Below are 21074 nucleotides of genomic sequence, written 5' to 3' on the forward strand. Positions count from 1 at the left end.
TTCTCTCTCCTTATTTCGCATCGTACCATGTCGGGCCCTGTGCCACATCTGCTTTTAAAGGCACCGACAGTTCAATTGTCTGCTCCATCAGCTCCGGAACAAGCTCCTGCATGGTTTTCACTTCATTTTCGGGTACTTCAAAGATTAATTCGTCGTGGACCTGCAGCAGCAGGCGGCTTTTCAGGCCTTTTTCTTCAAGGGCTCTGCTTACATCCACCATCGCTTTTTTAATAATATCAGCCGCTGTACCCTGAATAGGAGTGTTCATGGCTGTTCTTTCCGCGAAGCTGCGCTGGTTAAAGTTTCGGCTGTTCATGTCGGGCAGGTACCTGCGGCGGTGAAGCAGTGTCGTAACAAATCCATCGCGCCTGGCTTCATCTTTAATTTCATTCATGTAATTCTGCACATTAGGATAGCTTTTTAAATAGCTCTCAATAAATTCCTTCGCTTCATTTCTCGTGATACCAAGACTCTGCGAAAGGCCGTAATCCGAAATACCGTAAACAATTCCGAAGTTTACAGCTTTCGCACTTCTTCGCATGTTTGACGTCACTTCGTCGTGTCCGGCGCCAAACACGTCCATCGCTGTTTTTGTGTGAATATCCATATTGTTTTGGAAAGCTTCCTTGAGCCCCTCATCGTCTGCGATATGAGCGAGTACCCGGAGTTCAATCTGCGAGTAATCTGCTGATAAAATGGACCACCCGGATTCAGAAGGGATAAAAGCTTTCCGTATCCGTCGGCCTTCTTCAAGGCGGATTGGGATGTTCTGCAGATTCGGCTCAGTAGAACTCAGCCGTCCTGTCTGCGTAATCGCCTGGTTAAACATCGTATGGATTTTGCCTGTAGTTGGGTGAATCACTTTTAACAGCCCTTCAATATACGTAGAGCGCAGCTTCGAAATCTGGCGGTACAACAGCAGACTAGGAATAATTTCATGCTGGTCACTCAGCTTTTCGAGCACATCCGCCGACGTGGAGTAGCCGGTTTTCGTTTTCTTAACGGCAGGCAGCCCGAGTTCCTCAAACAAAATCGGCCCAAGCTGCTTCGGCGAGTTAATGTTAAACTCCCGCCCGGCCTGTTTGTAAATTTCTTTTTCAAGCTCTGTGAGACGGCCGTCCAGCTCCTCACCGATCACCTCAAGCTGCGAACGGTCCACGCAGATGCCCTGGGTTTCCATCTGTCCGAGCACAAGCGACAGCGGCATTTCCAGCTCTTTAAACAGTTCGAGCTGCTCGTTCTGCTTTAAGTCCGCTTCAATTTTTCCCTGCAGCCGGTAAACGGCTTCACCCTTTCGGATCAGGTGCTCTGCCAGTGCTTCTTCCTCCGGCTTCGTACGTTTGGCGCCTTTACCGTAAACGGCTTCGTCGGTGTCCACCACCTGCAGATTCCGGCGCTTCGCTATATCAGACACGTGATGCGAAGATACGGACGGGTCGATTAAATAAGAAGCGATCAATGTATCATGGGTGATGCCCCGGAGTTCCAGCCCTTTCCAGCCGAGAGCGACGACAGCACGCTTTGTATCAAACGTATATTTTTCTTTGGATTCGTCTTTAGCCCAGGCCTGGAACGCTTCACTCTGCAGCGCGTCTTCTGTGGAGATAAAATACCGGCCGGTTTCGTTAATAACCGCTATACCCCAGATACTCCCGTGATGATAATTTTCTTCCGGCACTTCCACCACCAGGGCAGACGGCGAAACGAGCATATCCTCCTGTACGTCTGTCACATGCTTGTATGCCAGCTCATCGAAAGTCTGCTGAGCTTCATCCACGTCATCAAACTTATTTAACAGCGTTTGAAACTCGAGCTCACGGAAAAGATCTGTCACTTCTTTTACGTCATAGTCCTCATGCTTTAACTGCTGAAGCTCCAAATCAAGCGGCGTATTCCGGTAAATAATAGCGAGTTCTTTGCTCATTTTCGCTTGTTCTTTGTTTTCTTCGAGCCGTTCCTTCATTTTTTTTCCGGAAATTTTATCAATGGACTCCAGTACTTTATCCACGGAGCCATACTCCTGCAACAGCTTTAAAGCAGTCTTTTCCCCGATTCCGGGTACTCCCGGGATGTTATCCGAGCTGTCTCCCATCAGCCCCTTCATATCAGTAATCTGAAGAGGAGCAAGGCCATACCGCTCCTGAATGGCATCCGGATCATACAGTTCGGTGTTTGTTATTCCTTTTTTGATAAAGGAAACGTGCACGTGAGGGCTTACCAGCTGCAGCAGGTCACGGTCACCGGTATAGATGCGCACGTCCCAGTTTTCATCCTCAGCCTGTTTCGAGAGTGTACCGATAATATCATCTGCTTCATAGTTTTCCTTCTCAATATAAGGAACTTTAAAAACGTCCAGGACTTCACGAATGACCGGCAGCTGTTCGGATAACTCAGAAGGGGTTTTTTCCCGGCCGGATTTATACTCGCTGTAAGTATCGTGGCGGAAAGTTGTTTTTCCAGCATCAAAGGCTACGAGCACGTGGCTTGGATCCTCATCCTCCAGAACCTTTAAAAGCATGGTTGTAAAGCCGTAAATGGCATTTGTGTAAACGCCTTTATCGTTATTTAAAAGAGGCAGGGCAAAAAACGCCCGGTAAGCAATACTGTTTCCATCCAATAACACTAGTTTACTCAAATCATTGTCCTCCTTATTACAAAAAGCCGAACCGGCTTCTTATGTACATCATCAAGCGGGCTTTGACGTTCATCGTTATATTTTATCATACACCGTGGACAGCGTCAGAATGTCTACCCGAAAAAAAGCATAAAAAAAGAACGAAAGCCAAGGGGTGCTTTCGTTCCAAAGGGGATGCAGCCCGCTGCAAAACAAGCAGCGGATGAAAACCCGTTCGACCACTATGTTATAGCATAAATGTAAACGGGGCGTGTACCAAAGATTAAGAATGTGTAAATTCTTCCTCTCCGGGCTGTTTTCCCCCGGGAAAACGCAGTGTGAATACCGTCCCTGCGTCTTTGGTGCTGTTCACTTCGATACGGCCGCCGTGGGCATCCGTCAGATGTTTAACGATGGCAAGCCCGAGCCCGGTGCCACCCGAACCGCGGCTTCTCGCTTTATCAACACGATAGAACCGCTCAAAAATACGCGGCAGCTGCTCGGGGCTGATGCCGATGCCGTTGTCTTCCACTTCAAGCACTACATCCTCTGCTTCTTTAAACAAACGGACCTGCACTTCCCCGCCTTCCTTTGTGTAAATAATGGCATTATTGACTAGATTGATAATAATCTGTTTTAACCGTGCTTCGTCCCCGTCCATATAAATCTCTGTGTCTACACGCGAAGTAAGCAGCAAATGCTTATCAATCGCTTTAGGCTCAAGCAGACGAACGGCTTCTGCTGTCGTTCTGCTCACATCGAATCGTGCCTGGTTCAATTCAAAATAATCCTGTTCGATTCTTGAAAGCTCCAACAGGTCACTGATCAAATCCTGCAGCCTGTCGCTTTCTTTCCAAATAATCTCCAGAAACTGCCTGCTTAGCGCTTCGTCATCCATGGCCCCGTCCAGGAGCGTTTCGGTAAAGCCTTTTACTGAAGTAACTGGTGTTTTTAATTCGTGTGACACGTTCGCGACAAAATCTTTCCGCACTTCCTCCAGCTTTTTCAACTCTGTAATGTCATGCAAAACAAGTACAATGCCTCGCAGTTCGTCTTTTTCTCCCAGTACTGGAGCGCCGTAAACGTGGTAAAAACGCACTTCAAGTTCATGGAGCATCTGAACAGTGGCACTCGACCGGCTCTCCGTTAAAAATATCTTCTGTATAAGCTTAATGATTTCTTTTTCATCCATCGCTTCATAGTACAGCAAATCTAGCCACTGACTTGTATCTTCCTTAAAAATCCGGGCGCAGTAGGCATTCATCAAAGTAATTTCGCCGCGGCTGTTTATAAACACCAGTCCGCTCTCCATCGTATTGATCAGCGTTTCGAGTCGTTCCTGCTGCTCCTGGTTTTCCTTTGTCACACTCTCAAGATTAAATGCGAGCACGTTAATCGAACGGGTCAGCTGACCGACTTCATCCTGCGTACTCCCGTAAGCCCGGGCGCTGAAATTTCCTTTCGCCAGTTCATTGGCCGTTTTTGTAGCCTGAGTGATCGGTTTGGTTAATTGATTCGTCACTTTTGTTGTAATGTATAAAATGATCAGAAGCGCGATAGCAAAGCTGCCGATTAACGTTCCCCAGATCAGCCAGTTGATCGCATTGATTCGTTCCACTGGAATCGCAAGTCTCATATAATACGTATTATTTTCATACGAAAACGGTACTGCATAATACAGAAGCTCTGCTTCGAGCGTATTACTGTAACGGATATTACTTCCTTCTCCGCTTTCTCGGGCATCCTCTATTTCCGGGCGTCCGAAATGATTGTCCAGTTCCTCTGATTCTGCTTCCGTTTCTCCAATAACCTCGCCGGTTTCATTCATAATCGTCACGCGGACATCCAGCTGACTGCTGATATTCTGTGCCAGTGCTTCCCAGCTTTCTTCATTTCGTTCTTCAGCAATCGAGGCGGAAAGGTTGGCCTCCCTTTCCAGGCTGTTCTCGAGTTCATCTACGTAAAGAGAACGGACAATCTGCCCAATAACAAGCCCCACGACGGTCAAAACGATTAAAATAATCGCCATCAGAGCTACGATCAGACGGGTGCGGAATCGCTTCATGCAGGCGCAGGCTCCTCAAATTTATAGCCTAGACCGCGGACCGTTTTGATGTATACCGGTTTTTTCGTATTCGGTTCAATTTTTTCACGCAGATGACTGATATGTACATCAACTATTCTCGTGTCTCCAACAAATTCGTAATTCCATACTGCATTCAATAGCTGGTCCCGCGTAAGCACCCGTCCTTTATGATTAATTAAGTACACGAGCAGTTCAAATTCCTTCGGGGTCAGCTCAAGCGCTTCTTCCTTCACGTATGCTTCATAATTTTCCGGATACACTGTTAAGTGACCGATGGTTTTACTTTCTATTTTTTCCGTTTCCGTCTCCTGACCAGAATAATCCACTCTGCGCATAATCGCCTTGACACGGGCAACCAGCTCGCGCGGACTGAACGGCTTTGTCATATAATCATCGGCTCCAAGTTCAAGACCGAGCACTTTATCAAATTCTTCGTCTTTTGCAGTCAGCATCAGAATTGGAACCTGAATCTTTTCTGTCCTGATTTTCCGGCACACTTCGAGACCGTCGATCTCTGGAATCATCAGATCAAGCACAATTAAATCGTATTTTACCTCCTGGGCTTTCCGGAGTGCTTCCACACCGTCAAAAGCTGTATCCACCGTGTATCCCGACTGCTCAAGATTGTATTTTAACAGCGTTACGATGGATTCTTCATCGTCTACTACCAATAATCGTGTTGCCATATGAACCCTCCGCCTCTCAGTGCCCCCCTTGGCCCTGATTATTTTCCCGAGCTGCTGCATCTGTCACATTCATCATACTATAAGCGAGCAGGAGAGCTCAATGTTTATCGATTTTCCCCTGTATGCATAAAAAAAGCTGCCTGTATCATACAGGCAGCCCACAGTACTTCTTTAATCGTTCGGTAAGGCCTTCATGACATCACGAACAGAATCAGCAGAAGTATTTAATTGATTTTGTTCTTCATCTGTCAGCTCGAGCTCGATAATTTTTTCCAACCCGTTACCGCCAAGAATAGTCGGTACCCCGAGGTAAAGATCATTATATCCATACTCGCCTTCAAGATACGCAATTGATGGGAGCACTCGCTTTTTGTCTTTCAAAATCGCTTCGACCATTTCCGTAAGAGCGGCGGCTGGTGCATAATAGGCACTTCCATTACCAAGAAGCTGCACAATTTCTCCTCCGCCCTTGCGCGTGCGTTCAATAATTGCATCTATGCGTTCCTGGGATATGAGCTTAGTCAGCGGCACTCCGCCAGCGTTCGAGTAACGGATCAGCGGTACCATGTCATCTCCGTGGCCACCAAGAACAAATCCCTGGATGTCTTCAACGGAAATGCCGGTTTCCTGGGCGACAAACGTACGGAAGCGTGCCGTATCGAGCACCCCGGACTGGCCGATAACACGGTTTTTAGGGAAGCCGGATTCTTTATACACCGCATACGTCATTGCGTCTGCCGGATTCGTGAGCACGACAATAATGCATTCCGGCGAATGTTTTACAATTTCTTTTGTGACAGACTTCATGATTTTTGCGTTTGTATTAATCAGATCATCCCGGCTCATCCCCGGCTTTCTTGCAATACCTGCTGTGATCACGACGATGTCCGATCCAGCTGTATCAGCATAATCCGAGGTGCCGGTCACATTAACATCCGACCCGTTTACCGGAGTCGACTCGAGCATATCGAGTGCTTTCCCTTTTGTCGGTCCTTCATTGTCCGGGACATCCACAAGCACTACATCCCCGAGCTCTTTCTGGGCTACCATAAGAGCCGTAGTAGCACCTGTAAAGCCGCCTCCTATAACTGATACTTTTCTGCGCGTAATAGCCATGCATGCTCATCTCCTATCAATTGATTGGATTACATATTGCTGATTAGAGCGTCACCGAACTCAGAGCACTTCACTTCTTTTGCTCCGTCCATCAGACGGGCGAAGTCATAAGTAACGACTTTGCTTCCGATGGTTTTGTCCATGGATTGAAGCACAAGCTCGGCAGCTTCATTCCAGCCAAGGTGACGAAGCAGCAGTTCACCGGAAAGGATAACAGAAGAAGGATTCACTTTGTCCAGCCCGGCATATTTTGGCGCTGTGCCGTGTGTAGCTTCGAAAATAGCGTGTCCTGTTTCGTAGTTGATGTTGGCGCCCGGAGCGATGCCAATGCCGCCAACCTGGGCAGCCAGCGCGTCGGAAACATAGTCTCCGTTTAAGTTCATAGTAGCTACTACATCGAACTCTTTCGGACGTGTCAGAATCTGCTGCAGGAAGATGTCTGCGATAGCATCTTTTACGATGATTTTACCTTCACTTACCGCTTTATCCTGAGCAGCGTTGCCTGCTTCCTTGCCTTCTTTTTCTACGATTTCATCGTATTCGCGCCATGTGAAGACTTTGTCACCGAATTCGCGTTCTGCAAGGTCGTAACCCCAGTTTTTGAAGGAGCCTTCGGTAAACTTCATAATATTTCCTTTGTGTACGAGGGTCACACTTTCACGGCCTTCATCAAGTGCGTATTGAATAGACGCACGTACGAGGCGCTCACTGCCTTCTCTAGAAACAGGTTTTACGCCGATACCGGATGTTTCAGGGAAACGGATGTTTTCAGAGCCCATTTCATTTTGCAGGAAGTCGATTACTTTTTTCACTTCATCTGTGCCTTCCTGAAATTCAATGCCGGCATAAATATCCTCAGTGTTCTCACGGAAAATAACCATGTTAACATCTTCCGGACGCTTCACCGGAGAAGGTACGCCAGTAAAGTGCTGTACCGGGCGCAGGCACGTAAACAGGTCAAGCTTTTGGCGCAGTGCCACGTTCAGGGAACGGATGCCTCCGCCGATTGGAGTAGTGAGCGGGCCTTTAATAGCGATTAAGTATTCGCGGATAGCATCCAGGGATTCTTCCGGGAGCCACTCGCCTGTTTTGTCATAAGCTTTCTGACCTACAAGAATTTCTTTCCAGTGAATTTTCTTTTCACCGTTATAGGCTTTTTCTACAGCTGCATCCAGCACTTTCTCTGCTGCAGCCCAGATGTCCGGGCCGATGCCGTCCCCTTCGATATACGGGATAATTGGTTCGTTTGGCACCGTTAAATTTCCATTATTAGTTTGAATTTTTTCTCCGTTAGACATAAATAAATCCTCCTTTAATGTGATCAACTTTTCTTATTTTACCCGGGAATAAAATTACACCCGGGACACTTAATAAACGGGCACAGAAAACGAAGCCCCGTTTTCCGCTATTTTAATTCCAGCCTACCGTTCTTCCAGAGAAACATACGTTTTGTTTTCCGGGCCGACGTATTCTGCACGTGGACGGATTAAACGATTGTTTTCATACTGTTCGAGAATATGGGCAATCCATCCGGACGTACGGCTGACGGCAAAAATCGGTGTAAACAAATCGTGGTCGATGCCGAGACTGTGGTATACAGAAGCTGAAAAGAAGTCCACGTTCGGCAGGAGCCCTTTTTCGTTTTCAATTTTTTCTTCGACTTTCATCGACATGTCATACCATTTTGACTCACCGGTCACTTCTGTCAGCTGACGGGACATTTCGCGCAGATGCTTGGCACGCGGGTCTCCGGTTTTGTATACCCGGTGTCCAAATCCCATAACCTTTTCTTTATTGTCGAGAAGCTTCTGCACATGACTGTCTACATTTTCCGGTGTGCCAATATCCGTAAGCATTCCCATTACACGCTCGTTGGCGCCGCCGTGCAGCGGCCCTTTTAGTGCCCCGATTGCAGCTGTCACTCCGGAGTACATATCCGAAAGAGTTGCCACACAGACACGCGCAGTAAACGTAGAGGCATTCAGCTCATGATCGGCGTGCAGGATCATTGCTTTATTGAACGCTTTGATGGACGTTTCATCCGGCTCTTCTCCGTTTAGCATATACAAAAAGTTTGCAGAAAAGCTTAGTGCAGGATCAGGCTTAATAGGATCTTTTCCTTTTCGAATTCGTGCAAAACCTGTGACGAGAGATAAAATTTGTGCCTGCAGACGCACAGCTTTACGCTGGTTTGCTTCTTCGCTCATGTCGTCAGCTTCACTGTCGTATAAACTTAACTGGGAGACTGCAGTACGAAGAGCCGCCATTGGGCGTACTTTATCGACAGGATAATGTTTCATATAATCAAAGATTTCGTCCGGCACACTCATATTATCCATGAGCGACTGGCGGAAATTGTTATATTCTTCTTTAGTTGGAAGCTCTCCGTACCAAAGCAGATAAATAACTTCTTCAAAAGATGCATGTTCTGTCAGGTCATCAATATGATATCCCTGGTACTTTAACACATCATCAACAATGGAGCTGACACTGGAAGTAGTAGCTACAACGCCTTCTAAACCACGAGTTGAACTCATTACACAATCTCTCCTTTAATTCAAAAAGTATAACGTATGTACTGAGGAAGAAAATGCTTACATTTTCCTTTTAATAAAACATACGCTTCGAAAACAGAACGGTTGGTCTGTTTTTGACATAAAAACCCATTGCACTGCCACTTTTTGGAGGTATAGCGCATTCAATTGTGTACACAATAATGACTTTCCCCTGTTTAGGCAGCCGGAGACACCTCCGGCTGTTATTCAGCCGTCTAGCCGCCGAGAGAGGAAAACCACTCTACGGCTCTCATCGCAATATACGCAATGCCAGCCCCGATAAGAGGCCCGACGGCGATACCGTTAAACAGAGCTACCGCTAAAATGGTTCCAAGCACAAGCGCAGTAGTAATATGCGGATCTGTCTGAAGAAGCTCCACGCCTCCCTTGGCAATAAGCGCCACCAGTATACCTGAGGCGAGCGCGATCCATGCATAATAAGAACGAACTGCTTCGCCAAGCTGGCGAAAGCCGATATCTCCAGTAGCAATAGGAACCAGAACCGCAAATGTCAAAATCGTAACAGCAATTTCAATGCCTTTCGCCTGCATAAACGGAAATATTTTATCGCCCAGTCCTGTCCATTTAATAACGATTAAAGCAGCGACAGCTATGATTAATGACTGGTTTTTTGCGAAAATTCCCACCGCAAGCAGTATAAGTAAAAAAACTGAGGCTTGCGATAACAATGCATGGTCATCCTTCCAAATTAAACGCTCCTAATAATCCTACCACATTTGACAATTTCATGTCATGTGCGCCCGGAAAGTTTTCAGAAGTTTCAATCGGGAGCAGGCTCACCACCTGCGTCCCATTACTTTTATATTTCCATTATCCACCATTTTTTTAAACCATTTCTTTAAAACAGCTTTCATTCCTCTTCTCGACCACGGAATCAACAGGCTGAAACCGAGAGCGTCTGTGATAAATCCCGGGGTGAGCAGCAGCGTGCCGCCAACAAGAATACACACGCCATCCAGAACAATATCTCCAGGCATTTCCCCCCGCTGCGTCTGCATCTGCAGCGTACGGAATACCTGCAGGCCTTCCCGTTTCGCCAGCCAGGCTCCAAGCAGCCCGGTCGCAATGATGAGCGCAATTGTTGGCCATATGCCAATCGTGTTGCCGGATAATATTAATACACCTACTTCTGCGGCCGGCACAATAATCAGCAGTAATACAAACCATTTAGCCATCTGCCCGCCCCCTTTCATTTAAAATTTCATCCAGATCTCTGCCTCGCTTCAGCATTACCAGGTTATAAATTTCTTACAGTACACTTGCGTGTCCGCGGTAAATGTCACCTCTTGAAGCGTCGACTGTAATTTCCTCGCCGTCTTCAAACAAGCTTCTGGCTTCTTCCACACCTACTACTACAGGGATGCCCAGATTCAGACCTACAACAGCAGCATGGGAGGTTAAGCCGCCTTCTTCTGTCACCACAGCCAGCGCTTTTTCCACAGCCGGCATCATATCTTTATCCGTGGCCTGGGTGACAAGCACGGCGCCCTCTGTCATTTTGGCATTTGCTTCTTCTGCACTGCCTGCAACTACTACTCGTCCTGATGCAGTATAGCGGCCGATGCCCTGTCCTTTTGCCACTGTTTCACCGATAACGTGGACCTTCATCAGGTTAGTCGTTCCTGTTTCACCTACAGGTACTCCGGCAGAGATAACCACAAGATCACCGCGGCTGACGAGCTCTTCTGACAGAGCTTTGCTTACGGTGACATCAAGCATTTCATCGGTGGTGCTTGATTTTGTGCCAAGCAGCCCCTGTACGCCCCAGATGAGTGCAAGCCGGCGGTAGACACGTTCATTACTTGTAACCGCAATGATCGGTGACTCCGGGCGATATTTTGAAACAATGCGTGCAGTATACCCACTTTCGGTGGCAGTCAGAATCGCCGAAGCATTTAATGAATGGGCTGTATAGGCAACCGACTGCCCGATCGAATTGGTGATTGAAGGCTTGCTTTCTTTTGTTTTTTCATCAAGCGTATTGCGGTACTGCAGGGAGGACTCTGCTCTCAGTGCGATATTGCTCATTGTTTCCACGGATTCCACTGGATAGTCCCCGGCTGCTGTTTCCCCGGAAAGCATGATAGCATCTGTACCATCGAAAATGGCGTTAGCCACATCACTTGCTTCAGCGCGGGTCGGACGCGGGTTGTGCTGCATGGAATCCAGCATCTGCGTAGCTGTAATGACCGGCTTGGCAAGGAAGTTGCAGCGTTTAATGAGGCGCTTTTGTACGAGCGGTACTTCTTCTGGCGGAATTTCAACGCCCATGTCTCCGCGCGCCACCATCAGTCCGTCAGACACTTCAAGAATTTCCTCGACGTTGTCGATGCCTTCCTGGTTTTCAATTTTCGGCACGATGAACGTGTCTTCTGCTCCGTGTTTTTCCAGGAGCTCGCGGATTTCCAAAACGTCGGAAGCTCGGCGCACAAATGAAGCAGCAATAAAATCGACGTTATTTCTAATTCCGAATTCGATGTCATCCGCATCTTTTTCTGTTATACCTGGCAGATTGACCTTCACATTTGGAAGGTTAACGCCTTTTTTGTTTTTCAGTTCGCCGTTATTCAGCACTTTCGTATGAACTTCCTTGTCCTCGATACCGGTTACTTCAAGCTCAATCAGTCCATCGTCGAGAAGGATTTTTTTGCCGACTGCCATATCGTCAGTCAGGCCATCGTGGGTGACAGAGATTTTTTCTTTTGTCCCTACGACTTCTTCTGTGCTGATGATCAGCGGTTGTCCTTTTTCAAGATGGACAGCGCCGCCTTCCATCGTATGGGTCCGTACTTCCGGACCCTTGGTGTCCAGCAGAATAGCTACATTTTTCTTCAGACGGGCAGAAACTTCGCGTATGCTGTCAATTCGGGCCTGATGCTCATCAAAGTCCCCGTGGGAAAAGTTGAGTCTCGCTACGTTCATGCCATTTTCAATTAATTTTTCCAGTGTTTCCGGCGCTTCACTTGCCGGTCCTATCGTACATACAATTTTTGTTTTTCGCATGATTTTCCTCCTGTTCTCTCTCTAAAATCCTAGTTTATTGTACCATAGAAACTTTTTATCCGTGACACTGCCTCGGCCCCGGAATTAAATAGACAGTTCTTGAGACAGTTTATACATGCCGGAGTCTACCTGATGCTTTTGCTTAAGCACTTCCGGAATGGGGTTATCAACAATCTCATTTTTTTCAATGCCGACCATCCGTCCTTCTTTACCGTTTAAAAGAAGCTCCACGGCCCTTGCTCCGAGACGGCTTGCGAGCACACGGTCAAATCCGGTCGGCGATCCTCCGCGCTGGATGTGCCCAAGCACAGTCACCCTAGTTTCAAGATTCGTCGTCTCCTGAATTTTTTGGCCGAATTCTGTTCCGCTTCCCACGCCTTCAGCGATAATGATGATACTGTGTTTTTTGCCCCTTGCGTGACCGCGGCGGAGACGGCTTACTACCTGGTCCATGTCATACTCTTCCTCCGGAATAAGAATCGTCTCTGCGCCGTCGGCGAGTCCGGACCAGAGAGCAAGGTCACCGGCATCCCTTCCCATTACTTCAATAACGTATGTACGCTCATGTGAAGTGGCGGTATCACGGATTTTATCAATAGCGTCGATGACTGTATTCAGCGCTGTATCAAAGCCAATTGTGTAGTCCGTGCCCGGAATGTCATTATCGATTGTACCCGGCACACCAATCGTTGGATAGCCAAGCTCTGTCAATTTTTCAGCTCCGCGGAAGGAACCATCGCCGCCTATGACGACCAATGCTTCAATGCCTCTTGCGTTCAGCTGATCCACTGCCTTCTGGCGTCCTTCAGGTGTACGGAACTCTTCACAGCGGGCGGTATACAATTTCGTTCCGCCCCGGTGGATAATATCCCCGACGTCGCCAAGCTCCATTTTTTTGATATCGCCTTCGATCAGCCCGGCAAAACCGTACTGAACCCCGTAAACTTCAAGATCGTGATAAATCGCCTTCCGGACGACAGCACGTATGGCTGCATTCATTCCCGGCGAATCTCCTCCACTAGTTAATACTCCAATGCGTTTCATTCCATAACCCCTTCCCTTTGCATTCCTGTTTATCATTATACCCGTTATAGACCCGATGACACAAAAGTAATTGTATTTTTAAAAGCTGTTTTAATTAAACAAACACACTAAGAGGGACCTCTGTGACAGCGCCTGGCACATCTTCTTCAATATTAACTGAACAGCAGGAAACCATTCAATTTCATAAAAAAAGCGCCACCCGGCGCTTTCCTAAAAATCACTTTCTTCAAACGTACCCATCTGCTTAAATTTTTCGTATCTTGATTCTATTAATTCATTCGGCGTTAATACAAGCAGGTCCTTCAAGGACTGCTGAAGCGTTTTCCGCAGAATAGCCATCTGTTCTTTCGGATCGTGGTGGGCTCCTCCCCGGGGTTCCCTCACAATCTCATCAATTACTCCGAATTCTTTTAGATCTCCGGCTGTGATACGCATAGCTTCGGCAGCTTCCCTTGCATATGAAGCATCCTTCCAGAGGATAGAGGAAGCCCCTTCCGGCGAAATCGTCGAATACCATGAATTTTCGAACATATGTACATGATTCGCTACTCCGAGAGCAAGGCCGCCTCCGCTGCCGCCTTCTCCGATAACAACACTAATCACCGGCACTTTCAGACCGGCCATTTCCATCAGGTTGCGGGCAATAGCTTCACTCTGGCCCCGCTCTTCCGCTGCTTTTCCGGGATAGGCACCCTTCGTATCGACAAAGCAGATGACCGGACGGTTGAACTTTTCCGCCTGCTTCATAAGACGAAGCGCCTTACGGTACCCTTCCGGATGAGGCATACCGAAATTCCGGCGCACGTTTTCCTTCGTATCCCGTCCACGCTGATGTCCGATAACAGTCACCGGGCTTCCCTCAAAGAAGGCAATCCCTCCGACAATCGCTTCGTCATCGCCGAACAGCCGGTCGCCGTGCAGTTCAATGAATTGTTCAAATAAACTGTCGATATAATCCAGCGTAGTGGGACGCTCCGGATGCCTCGCGATCTGAACACGCTGCCACGGCTTTAAATTGTTATATACTTCTGCTTCGAGCTGCTCCAACCGCTGTTCCAGTTTTTCTATTTCTCCGCTTAAATCAATGTCCTTCTCATCTGTGAAGCTTTTTAATTCATCGATTTTGTTCCGGAGCTCCATGATTGGTTTTTCAAAAGGAAGATGATTTTCCATTGGCACTTACTCCCTTCACGTATGCATCTGCACGATCGCGGACAAAACATTTTTCATGTCCTGTCTATGCAGTACCTTGTCAAGCTGCCCGTGTTTAAGCAAAAATTCCGATGTCTGAAAGTCTTCGGGAAGCTCCTGGCGTATCGTCTGTTCAATTATTCTTCTTCCGGCAAAGCCGATCAATGCTTCCGGTTCGGCAAAATTGTAATCCCCAAGAGAGGCAAAGCTTGCAGAAACGCCTCCAGTAGTGGGATGAGTCATAACTGATACAAATAAGAGCCCTGCTTCATCCATTTTTTTCAGCGCTGCGCTTGTTTTGGCCATTTGCATGAGGCTGAGAATCCCTTCCTGCATCCGGGCCCCGCCCGAAGCAGAAAACAGAATAAAGGGGGCATGGAGATCAAGTGCACGTTCGATTGCGCGGGTGATTTTTTCACCGACCACCGAGCCCATACTTCCCATCCGGAACGCCGGATCCATGACACCAAGAACCACCGGGGTGCCTCCAATCGTCCCTTCACCTGTGACTACAGCTTCCTTATGGCCAGTCTTTTTCTGGTCCTTTTCGAGCTTTTCTTTGTATTCCGGAAATTCCAGAGGATCTGCCGATACCATATGAGGGTGTAACTCACGAAAGGAATCCGTATCGAGGATCAAATCGATCCGTTCGGAAGGAGTCATCGGCATATGATGACCACAGTGCATACAGACATTGGCATGTTTCATTAATTCTTTCGTATACACAATGGTTTTACATTTGGGGCACTTTGTCATAACGCCTTCATTCATTGTTTTCGGCTGTTCCCGTTCAGCCGGCATTGAAGCATATTTCCGCCTTTTGCTGAATAAATCTTTGATCATCATAAAGACACCTTCTTCATATTTAATGCTTGGCTGCTCCGCAAATAATAAAAACGCAAGCAGACTGCAGCGTCCCGGAATGTAATTCACCGTTCAGCGGGTGTACATAACGCAGCGCTGTTGTTTTATTTGCAGACGTACATCAGGAGCGACCGTTTTGTCAGCGATCGCTCCTGCTATTAGTCTCCCACATAGTTTATCACATACACGCTCTAATATATAGGAAAAGCCAGACATCTTCAATGGTTAGGAATATAGGTCTTTACTATTCTTCGATATCAGAAAGCGCTCTTGTTTTTTCTTTGATTTTTTCCGGATCAGCATTTTTTCGCGCCACTCCTGTTTCCATCGCTGTTTTCGCTACTGCTGCAGCTACTTCCGGAGCGACTCTCGGATCAAACGGATTTGGAATAACATAATCTTCGTTCAGCTCATCATCTGTAATCAGCTCTGCAATAGCATATACAGCTGCTTTTTTCATGTCCTCGTTAATGTGAGTGGCGTTTACATCGAGGGCTCCACGGAAAATACCCGGAAACGCGAGCACGTTGTTTACCTGGTTTGGAAAATCGGAGCGGCCTGTGCCAATTACTTTCGCCCCGGCTTCCTTGGCATCGTCCGGAGTAATTTCAGGATCCGGATTGGCCATTGCAAAGATGATAGGATCATCATTCATGGACTTTACCATTTCCTTCGATAGTACTCCCGCCACGGAAACACCAATAAATACATCCGTGTTCTGGACAACTTCTTTTAACCCGCCGGAAACATTTTCATTGTTCGTTACTTTTGCGACTTCTGCTTTCATGTCGTTCATGCCTTCCGGACGTCCTTCGTAAATGGCTCCCTTGGAGTCGCATAAAATCACGTCTTTCACTCCAAAGCGGCGCAGAAGTTTAATAATAGCAATTCCTGCTGAACCTGCCCCGTTAATAACTACGCGGATTTCAGACATATGCTTTTTATTGAGCTTCAGGGCATTGATTAACCCGGCTACGGTAACGATTGCTGTTCCGTGCTGATCATCATGAAAAACAGGAATATTCGTTTCTTTTTTCAGCCGTTCTTCAATGACGAAGCAGTTAGGTGCAGCAATATCTTCCAGATTCACGCCGCCAAACGTCGGCTGCATTAATTTTACCGTTTCTACAATTTTATCCACGTCATTTGTTTCGAGGCAGATCGGAAAAGCATCTACACCCGCGAATGATTTAAACAGAACCGCTTTTCCTTCCATCACGGGAAGGGACGCTTCCGGACCGATATTACCCAGCCCAAGCACGGCAGAGCCGTCGGATACGACCGCTACCATATTTCCTTTCATTGTATACTCAAATACCTTTTGTTTATCATCAAAGATTTCTTTGCACGGCTCTGCTACACCCGGAGAATATGCCAGACTTAAATCTCTTCCATTTCTCACCGGTACTTTCGAGACAGTCTCCAGCTTTCCCTGATTCTGTTTATGAATATGTAGTGCTTCTTCGCGGGTTGTCGGCATAGTGCCACTCTCCTTCAGCATTTTTTATATTTTAATTATAACCCTGTGCTTTTAGAAGCACATTAAGTGTTTCATTCATTTTAATTATAAACGTTACCTATTATAACAGAATAATCAGTCAGCGGCACCTTTATTTGATTTTAAAATAATAGATTCTTTTGAAACAACCTTTTCAAGCTCGCGGATACATGCACTCCCGGCATTTGTTTTCAAGCTGTTTTCGAGCTGAATGGTGCGCTTGTGCTGCCCGTCATAGACGATGACAGGCACAGCCCCGGGAGACTGCCGCAACACCTGCTTAATTCGGCGAAGCGCCCGTTCTCCGTCTTCTTTCGGCAGTTTAACAAACAGCGTATTCTCTGACTGTTTTTCAAGCTCCTGCAGGGAAAGACAGGCTTCTGCAATCATCTTGCTGCTGCGGGCCTGTTTATCGGTGCGCCCCTGGATCAGAAGAATCGATTTTTCTGTAAGCAGTGATCTTACATTCCGGTAGACATTCGGAAATACGACCACTTCAAGCTCTCCCGAACCATCATCCATCGTCAGAAAACACATGGACTGGCCATTTTTTGTCCGCACGGTTTTCACGGCCCGCACGAACCCTCCGGCCCAGCGCAGCTGATTATCCGCCGGCAGAGAGCTCCCGAGGTCCCATAACCGGAAGGCAGCAAAAAGTTCATTGTATGCATCCAGCGGATGGCCGCTCAGGTAATATCCCGAGGCTTCTTTTTCCATCTCAAGCTTTTCTTCGCGGGTAAGAGGTTCAGCTTCAATCCAGCGCATTCTCGGTGCCAGCTCTGTGCCAAATTCCTGGAATTCCTGTTCTCCCTCGATCATCCGCAGTGAACGGTCAAGCGAAGCGAGCAGCGTCGACCGTTCGACACCAAATTCATCAAACACCCCAGCCTGAATAAGATACACAAAACCCTGACGGCCAATCGCTCTTGTATCCACCCGGTGAAGAAAATCAAGCCAGTATTCAAAGCGCCCACCGCTGTTTCTTTCTTTTAAAATCATCTGAATATTATTTTTGCCTGCCTGTTTAATGATATTCAAGCCAAAACGGAGATTTCCTTCCTCAATACGAAACCCATAGCCGCTTTGATTGATGGAAGGCGGAAGCAGCCTAATACCAAGTTCTTTTGCTTCCCGCTGATATTCCAGAAATTTTTCTTCACTTCGCACATGACTTGTCATTAAGGAGGAGAAAAACACGGCCGGATAGTGGGCTTTAATATACGCCAGCTGATAGGAAATCACGCTGTAGGCCACTGCGTGGCTTTTATTAAAGCCATAATTGGCAAACTGCTCAATCCAGCTGAATATTTTTTCTGCTTCCGTTTTCGATACACCTGAAGCTGCCGCTTTTTCAAGAAACCGTTTTTCTTCTTTTTTCATTTCACCAGCGTCTTTTTTGCTGATAGCCCTCCGAAAGGAATCTGCTTCTCCCATCGAATACCCTGCCACTTTCACCGCAATCTGCATAATCTGCTCCTGGTATACGATAATGCCGTATGTAGACCCTGCAATATCTTCAATATGTTCAGGGAGATCAGGCATTTCTTTTATTCCGTGCTTTCGCTCTGCATACAACGGGATCTGAGCCATCGGGCCCGGACGGTAAAGAGCGCTCACCGCGGCAATATCTTCAAAACGGTCAGGTCTGATCTGCTGCAGGGCCGATTTCATTCCTGCCGATTCAAGCTGAAATATTCCGTTAGTTTTCCCCTCGCTCAGCTGCTGATACGTTTTTTCATCATCCATGGGAATGCGCCTTAACTGAAAATCCTTCTCTACTTTTTGAACCGCCTCGGTCATATATTCGAGAAGCGTTAAATTCCGGAGCCCCAGCAGGTCGATTTTCACAAGTCCGAGAGCTTCAAGGTCCTCCATCGGATACTGAGTTAATAGCAGCGAGCCGTTCCTTTCCATTAAAGGAGTATAGGATTCCAGCTGTTCGCTGCTTAACACGATACCGGCGGCGTGAATAGATGTCTGGCGCGGCAGCCCTTCCAGAAAGGAAGCCGCCCGGAGAAGGGATTCAACTTTCGGTTCGTTCTGCTGCCACTGCTGCAGCTGTTTGTCGCCGGCAGTTTTTCCGGCAATGGAATCGGCGCTTGAAAACATACCGGCCGTCCGGTTAATGAGCCCCTGCGGAATTTCGAGCACCCTTCCCGCATCCCTTATTGCCGCCCGTGCCCCGAACGTATTGAATGTAACAATCTGAGCCACATGATTCTCACCGTATTTATTCCGTAAATAATGCAGCACCTCTTCCCGCCGGTGATCCGGAAAGTCAATATCTATGTCCGGAAGCGCCGCACGTTCGGGATTCAGAAAACGTTCAAAAAGAAGGTCGTACTGCAGGGGGTCCACATCCGTAATACCGATAAGGTAGGAAACAAGCGAACCTGCTGCCGAGCCTCTTCCCGGCCCTACGTACATTCCCTGCTTTTTAGCAAAGGCCACAAAATCCTGCACAATTAAAAAATAATCAGCGAAGCCGGCATCGATAATAACGTTTAGTTCATGCTTCAACCGTTCTCTCATTTGTTCTGAAACAGCATTATAGCGCTTTTGCATTCCTTTTTCCGCAAGCTTTTTTAAATACAGGCCGGCAGACTGCTCACGCGGAGCTGGAAATACGGGCAGGTGGGTTTCCCCTAGTGAAATGTCTACGTAGCATTTATCAGCTGCCCGCTTCCAGTTGGCGATATGTTCGGCTTCATACATAACAGACGCTTCCTGCTGCCACATTTCGAGCGAGAAAGGCCTCTGTTCTATTACGGTATCTTTCCAGACACTGCCTTTCTTTACTGCATGCAACAGCTTATAGGCCCGCTCTTCTTCGGTTGTTTGCATATTGATTAATGGGGACGCCGCCATCGGGAGTCCGAATTGCTCTGCAGCTTCTTTCCAAACCCTTTCTTCTCCAGCTCTGGGGGCTTCAATCCAGAGAGTATCAGGCCTGAACCGTCTGCTCCACTTTTCGAAAAACGCATGCAACGCGTCTGTGCTATGTTTAAACGTACCGGGCTCACTGTTTTCAAGCGGGAGGATAAAAAGACAACCGGCAGAGTCTGCCAGCTGTTCCCACGTTACCTGTCTGTTCTGTTGTTTGTCCCCGGCCCACCGCATGAGCTGTTCGTATCCCAGGTTGTTCTGCGGCAGCGCAACCACCGGAAATTCTTCGTCCTCTTTAGTGTCTCCCTGGACCCACAGTTCAAGCCCCGGAAGGCCTTTCACCTGATACTGCCGGCAGAGACGGTAAAAAGCTACTGCTCCGTGCATTGTGTCCCGGTCAGTAACCGCTGCTGCCGGCCAGTTGTATTCTTTTGCTTTGCGGACAAGATTCTCGAGCCGGATAGTGCTCTGCAGGATGCTGTATTCCGAGTATGCGTGCAGTGACATGCGCCTCCCCCTCCCTTCGGCCCGGTCTGCTATGAATTTTGTTTACCTCTGCTTCCAATTTCGGCAGATGTTCTCAAGTTCCTGTATAATATCTTCCGTTTCCTTTCTGTTCTCTGCTTTCGCTCCTGCAGCCATTGTATGTCCGCCGCCGCGGTATTTAACAGCCAGCTGATTGATCACCGGCCCGCGTGAGCGAAAGCGCACACGATATGACCCCTGCTCTTCTTCTACAAAAAATACCCAGGCAATGACTCCTTCTGTATCAGCAAACGAATTAATCACCGCTGAAGATTCATTAATGGTTACATTGTATTTACCAAGCAGCTCCCGTGTTAAGTACATGTAGGCTGCTCCGTTTTCGGTCAGCGTGAAGTTTTGAAGCACTTCACCGCGCAGACGTACCAGACTCTCGGGGTTTTTATACATTTCGGCATAGATGGCTCCCGGATCAAAATCAAATGCAAGCAGCTCAGCTGCCATACGCATCGTATTCGGCGTTGTGTTATTGAACTGGAAACGTCCGGTATCCCCGATAAGACCAGCGTAGCAGAGGCGGGCGGTATCATTCGGGATCGTCCAGCCGTAAGACTGCTGGGCATACAGCACCAGCTCGGTAACCATTTCGCAAGTGGAGCTTTTTTTCGTATCCACCCACATCGGCTCGCCGTATGGATCTTCGTTCGGGTGATGGTCGATTTTTATAATTGCTGCTCCCTGGTCCCAGCCCACACCGTCGATTCTTGCCATATTAGCGGTGTCACAAACGATGACCAGTGTTTCGGCATCCACTTCAAACGGCTGTTCATCCATGGTCGTTAAAAACGAAAGAGAGGGTTCATTCTCACCCGTAGTGCCTACCTGTTTGTCCGGAAACTGTTTTCTAATCCATGCCGCCAGTCCCGACTGGGAACCGAGAGCGTCCGGGTCCGGGCGCTCGTGACGGTAAATCATAATTTTACCGTATTGTTCTATCGTTTGTATGATTGCCTGAAACATCTGCATT

At 47.7% G+C, this 21074-nt stretch carries 15 protein-coding genes; all 15 read right to left on the reverse strand.

The genetic code is table 11. The annotated features are described in order from the left end of the window. Positions 1 to 10 precede the first annotated feature (10 nt). The 15 genes from polA to BLV22_RS10420 all read right to left on the reverse strand — a co-directional run bounded on the left by polA (position 11) and on the right by BLV22_RS10420 (position 21073). Positions 11 to 2635, reverse strand: a complete 2625-nt coding sequence (gene polA, locus BLV22_RS10350; RefSeq protein WP_091614827.1) for a DNA polymerase I — start codon at positions 2633 to 2635, stop codon at positions 11 to 13. A gap of 262 nt (positions 2636 to 2897) precedes the next feature. Next, the gene (gene pnpS, locus BLV22_RS10355; protein WP_091614830.1) at positions 2898 to 4679 is read right to left on the reverse strand and encodes a two-component system histidine kinase PnpS; all 1782 of its coding nucleotides are present in this window, start codon (positions 4677 to 4679) and stop codon (positions 2898 to 2900) included. Next, entirely contained in the window at positions 4676 to 5386 is a 711-nt protein-coding gene (locus BLV22_RS10360; protein WP_091614833.1) for a response regulator transcription factor, read from the reverse strand. The genes pnpS and BLV22_RS10360 overlap by 4 nt, the downstream gene beginning before the upstream one ends. Positions 5387 to 5557: 171 nt before the next feature. Further along, a complete protein-coding gene (gene mdh / locus BLV22_RS10365) occupies positions 5558 to 6502 on the reverse strand; it encodes a malate dehydrogenase (protein ID WP_091614836.1) in 945 nt (314 codons plus the stop codon). A 29-nt stretch (positions 6503 to 6531) separates the two neighbouring features. Then, the gene (gene icd, locus BLV22_RS10370; RefSeq protein ID WP_091614838.1) at positions 6532 to 7800 is read right to left on the reverse strand and encodes an NADP-dependent isocitrate dehydrogenase; all 1269 of its coding nucleotides are present in this window, start codon (positions 7798 to 7800) and stop codon (positions 6532 to 6534) included. 123 nt (positions 7801 to 7923) lie between these two features. Continuing rightward, a complete protein-coding gene (gene citZ, locus BLV22_RS10375; RefSeq protein ID WP_091614841.1) occupies positions 7924 to 9039 on the reverse strand; it encodes a citrate synthase in 1116 nt (371 codons plus the stop codon). Positions 9040 to 9272: 233 nt separating this feature from the next. Beyond that, positions 9273 to 9746 carry a DUF441 domain-containing protein gene (locus BLV22_RS10380; RefSeq protein ID WP_022793103.1) on the reverse strand — a complete coding sequence of 158 codons (474 nt, stop codon included), beginning with the start codon at positions 9744 to 9746 and terminating at the stop codon, positions 9273 to 9275. Between the two features lie 108 nt (positions 9747 to 9854). Continuing rightward, the gene (locus BLV22_RS10385) at positions 9855 to 10253 is read right to left on the reverse strand and encodes an FxsA family protein (protein ID WP_091614844.1); all 399 of its coding nucleotides are present in this window, start codon (positions 10251 to 10253) and stop codon (positions 9855 to 9857) included. A gap of 73 nt (positions 10254 to 10326) precedes the next feature. Continuing rightward, on the reverse strand, positions 10327 to 12081 hold the full coding sequence (gene pyk, locus BLV22_RS10390; protein WP_091614847.1) for a pyruvate kinase: 1755 nt from the start codon (positions 12079 to 12081) through the stop codon (positions 10327 to 10329). 84 nt (positions 12082 to 12165) lie between these two features. Next, the gene (gene pfkA, locus BLV22_RS10395; protein WP_091614850.1) at positions 12166 to 13125 is read right to left on the reverse strand and encodes a 6-phosphofructokinase; all 960 of its coding nucleotides are present in this window, start codon (positions 13123 to 13125) and stop codon (positions 12166 to 12168) included. A gap of 210 nt (positions 13126 to 13335) precedes the next feature. After that, complete coding sequence (locus BLV22_RS10400; RefSeq protein ID WP_091614852.1) at positions 13336 to 14298, reverse strand: acetyl-CoA carboxylase carboxyltransferase subunit alpha; 963 nt, start codon at positions 14296 to 14298, stop codon at positions 13336 to 13338. 15 nt (positions 14299 to 14313) lie between these two features. Next, positions 14314 to 15159, reverse strand: a complete 846-nt coding sequence (gene accD / locus BLV22_RS10405; RefSeq protein WP_091614957.1) for an acetyl-CoA carboxylase, carboxyltransferase subunit beta — start codon at positions 15157 to 15159, stop codon at positions 14314 to 14316. Between the two features lie 265 nt (positions 15160 to 15424). After that, on the reverse strand, positions 15425 to 16660 hold the full coding sequence (gene ystJ, locus BLV22_RS10410; RefSeq protein WP_091614855.1) for an NADP-dependent malic enzyme: 1236 nt from the start codon (positions 16658 to 16660) through the stop codon (positions 15425 to 15427). Between the two features lie 114 nt (positions 16661 to 16774). Next, entirely contained in the window at positions 16775 to 20071 is a 3297-nt protein-coding gene (gene dnaE / locus BLV22_RS10415; RefSeq protein WP_091614858.1) for a DNA polymerase III subunit alpha, read from the reverse strand. 42 nt (positions 20072 to 20113) lie between these two features. After that, entirely contained in the window at positions 20114 to 21073 is a 960-nt protein-coding gene (locus BLV22_RS10420; protein ID WP_245724071.1) for a DHH family phosphoesterase, read from the reverse strand. Position 21074 lies beyond the last annotated feature (1 nt).

Origin of the sequence: Marinococcus luteus (assembly GCF_900106595.1) — a bacterium.
Lineage (GTDB): Bacteria > Bacillota > Bacilli > Bacillales > Marinococcaceae > Marinococcus > Marinococcus luteus.

Coding starts and splice junctions, on each gene's coding strand:
- pnpS (WP_091614830.1), bottom strand. CDS start 4,679: ATGAAGCGATTCCGCACCCGTCTGATCGTAGCTCTGATGGCGATTATT.
- BLV22_RS10360 (WP_091614833.1), bottom strand. CDS start 5,386: ATGGCAACACGATTATTGGTAGTAGACGATGAAGAATCCATCGTAACG.
- mdh (WP_091614836.1), bottom strand. CDS start 6,502: ATGGCTATTACGCGCAGAAAAGTATCAGTTATAGGAGGCGGCTTTACA.
- icd (WP_091614838.1), bottom strand. CDS start 7,800: ATGTCTAACGGAGAAAAAATTCAAACTAATAATGGAAATTTAACGGTG.
- citZ (WP_091614841.1), bottom strand. CDS start 9,039: ATGAGTTCAACTCGTGGTTTAGAAGGCGTTGTAGCTACTACTTCCAGT.
- BLV22_RS10385 (WP_091614844.1), bottom strand. CDS start 10,253: ATGGCTAAATGGTTTGTATTACTGCTGATTATTGTGCCGGCCGCAGAA.
- pyk (WP_091614847.1), bottom strand. CDS start 12,081: ATGCGAAAAACAAAAATTGTATGTACGATAGGACCGGCAAGTGAAGCG.
- pfkA (WP_091614850.1), bottom strand. CDS start 13,125: ATGAAACGCATTGGAGTATTAACTAGTGGAGGAGATTCGCCGGGAATG.
- BLV22_RS10400 (WP_091614852.1), bottom strand. CDS start 14,298: ATGGAAAATCATCTTCCTTTTGAAAAACCAATCATGGAGCTCCGGAAC.
- accD (WP_091614957.1), bottom strand. CDS start 15,159: ATGATCAAAGATTTATTCAGCAAAAGGCGGAAATATGCTTCAATGCCG.
- ystJ (WP_091614855.1), bottom strand. CDS start 16,660: ATGCCGACAACCCGCGAAGAAGCACTACATATTCATAAACAGAATCAG.
- dnaE (WP_091614858.1), bottom strand. CDS start 20,071: ATGTCACTGCACGCATACTCGGAATACAGCATCCTGCAGAGCACTATC.
- BLV22_RS10420 (WP_245724071.1), bottom strand. CDS start 21,073: ATGCAGATGTTTCAGGCAATCATACAAACGATAGAACAATACGGTAAA.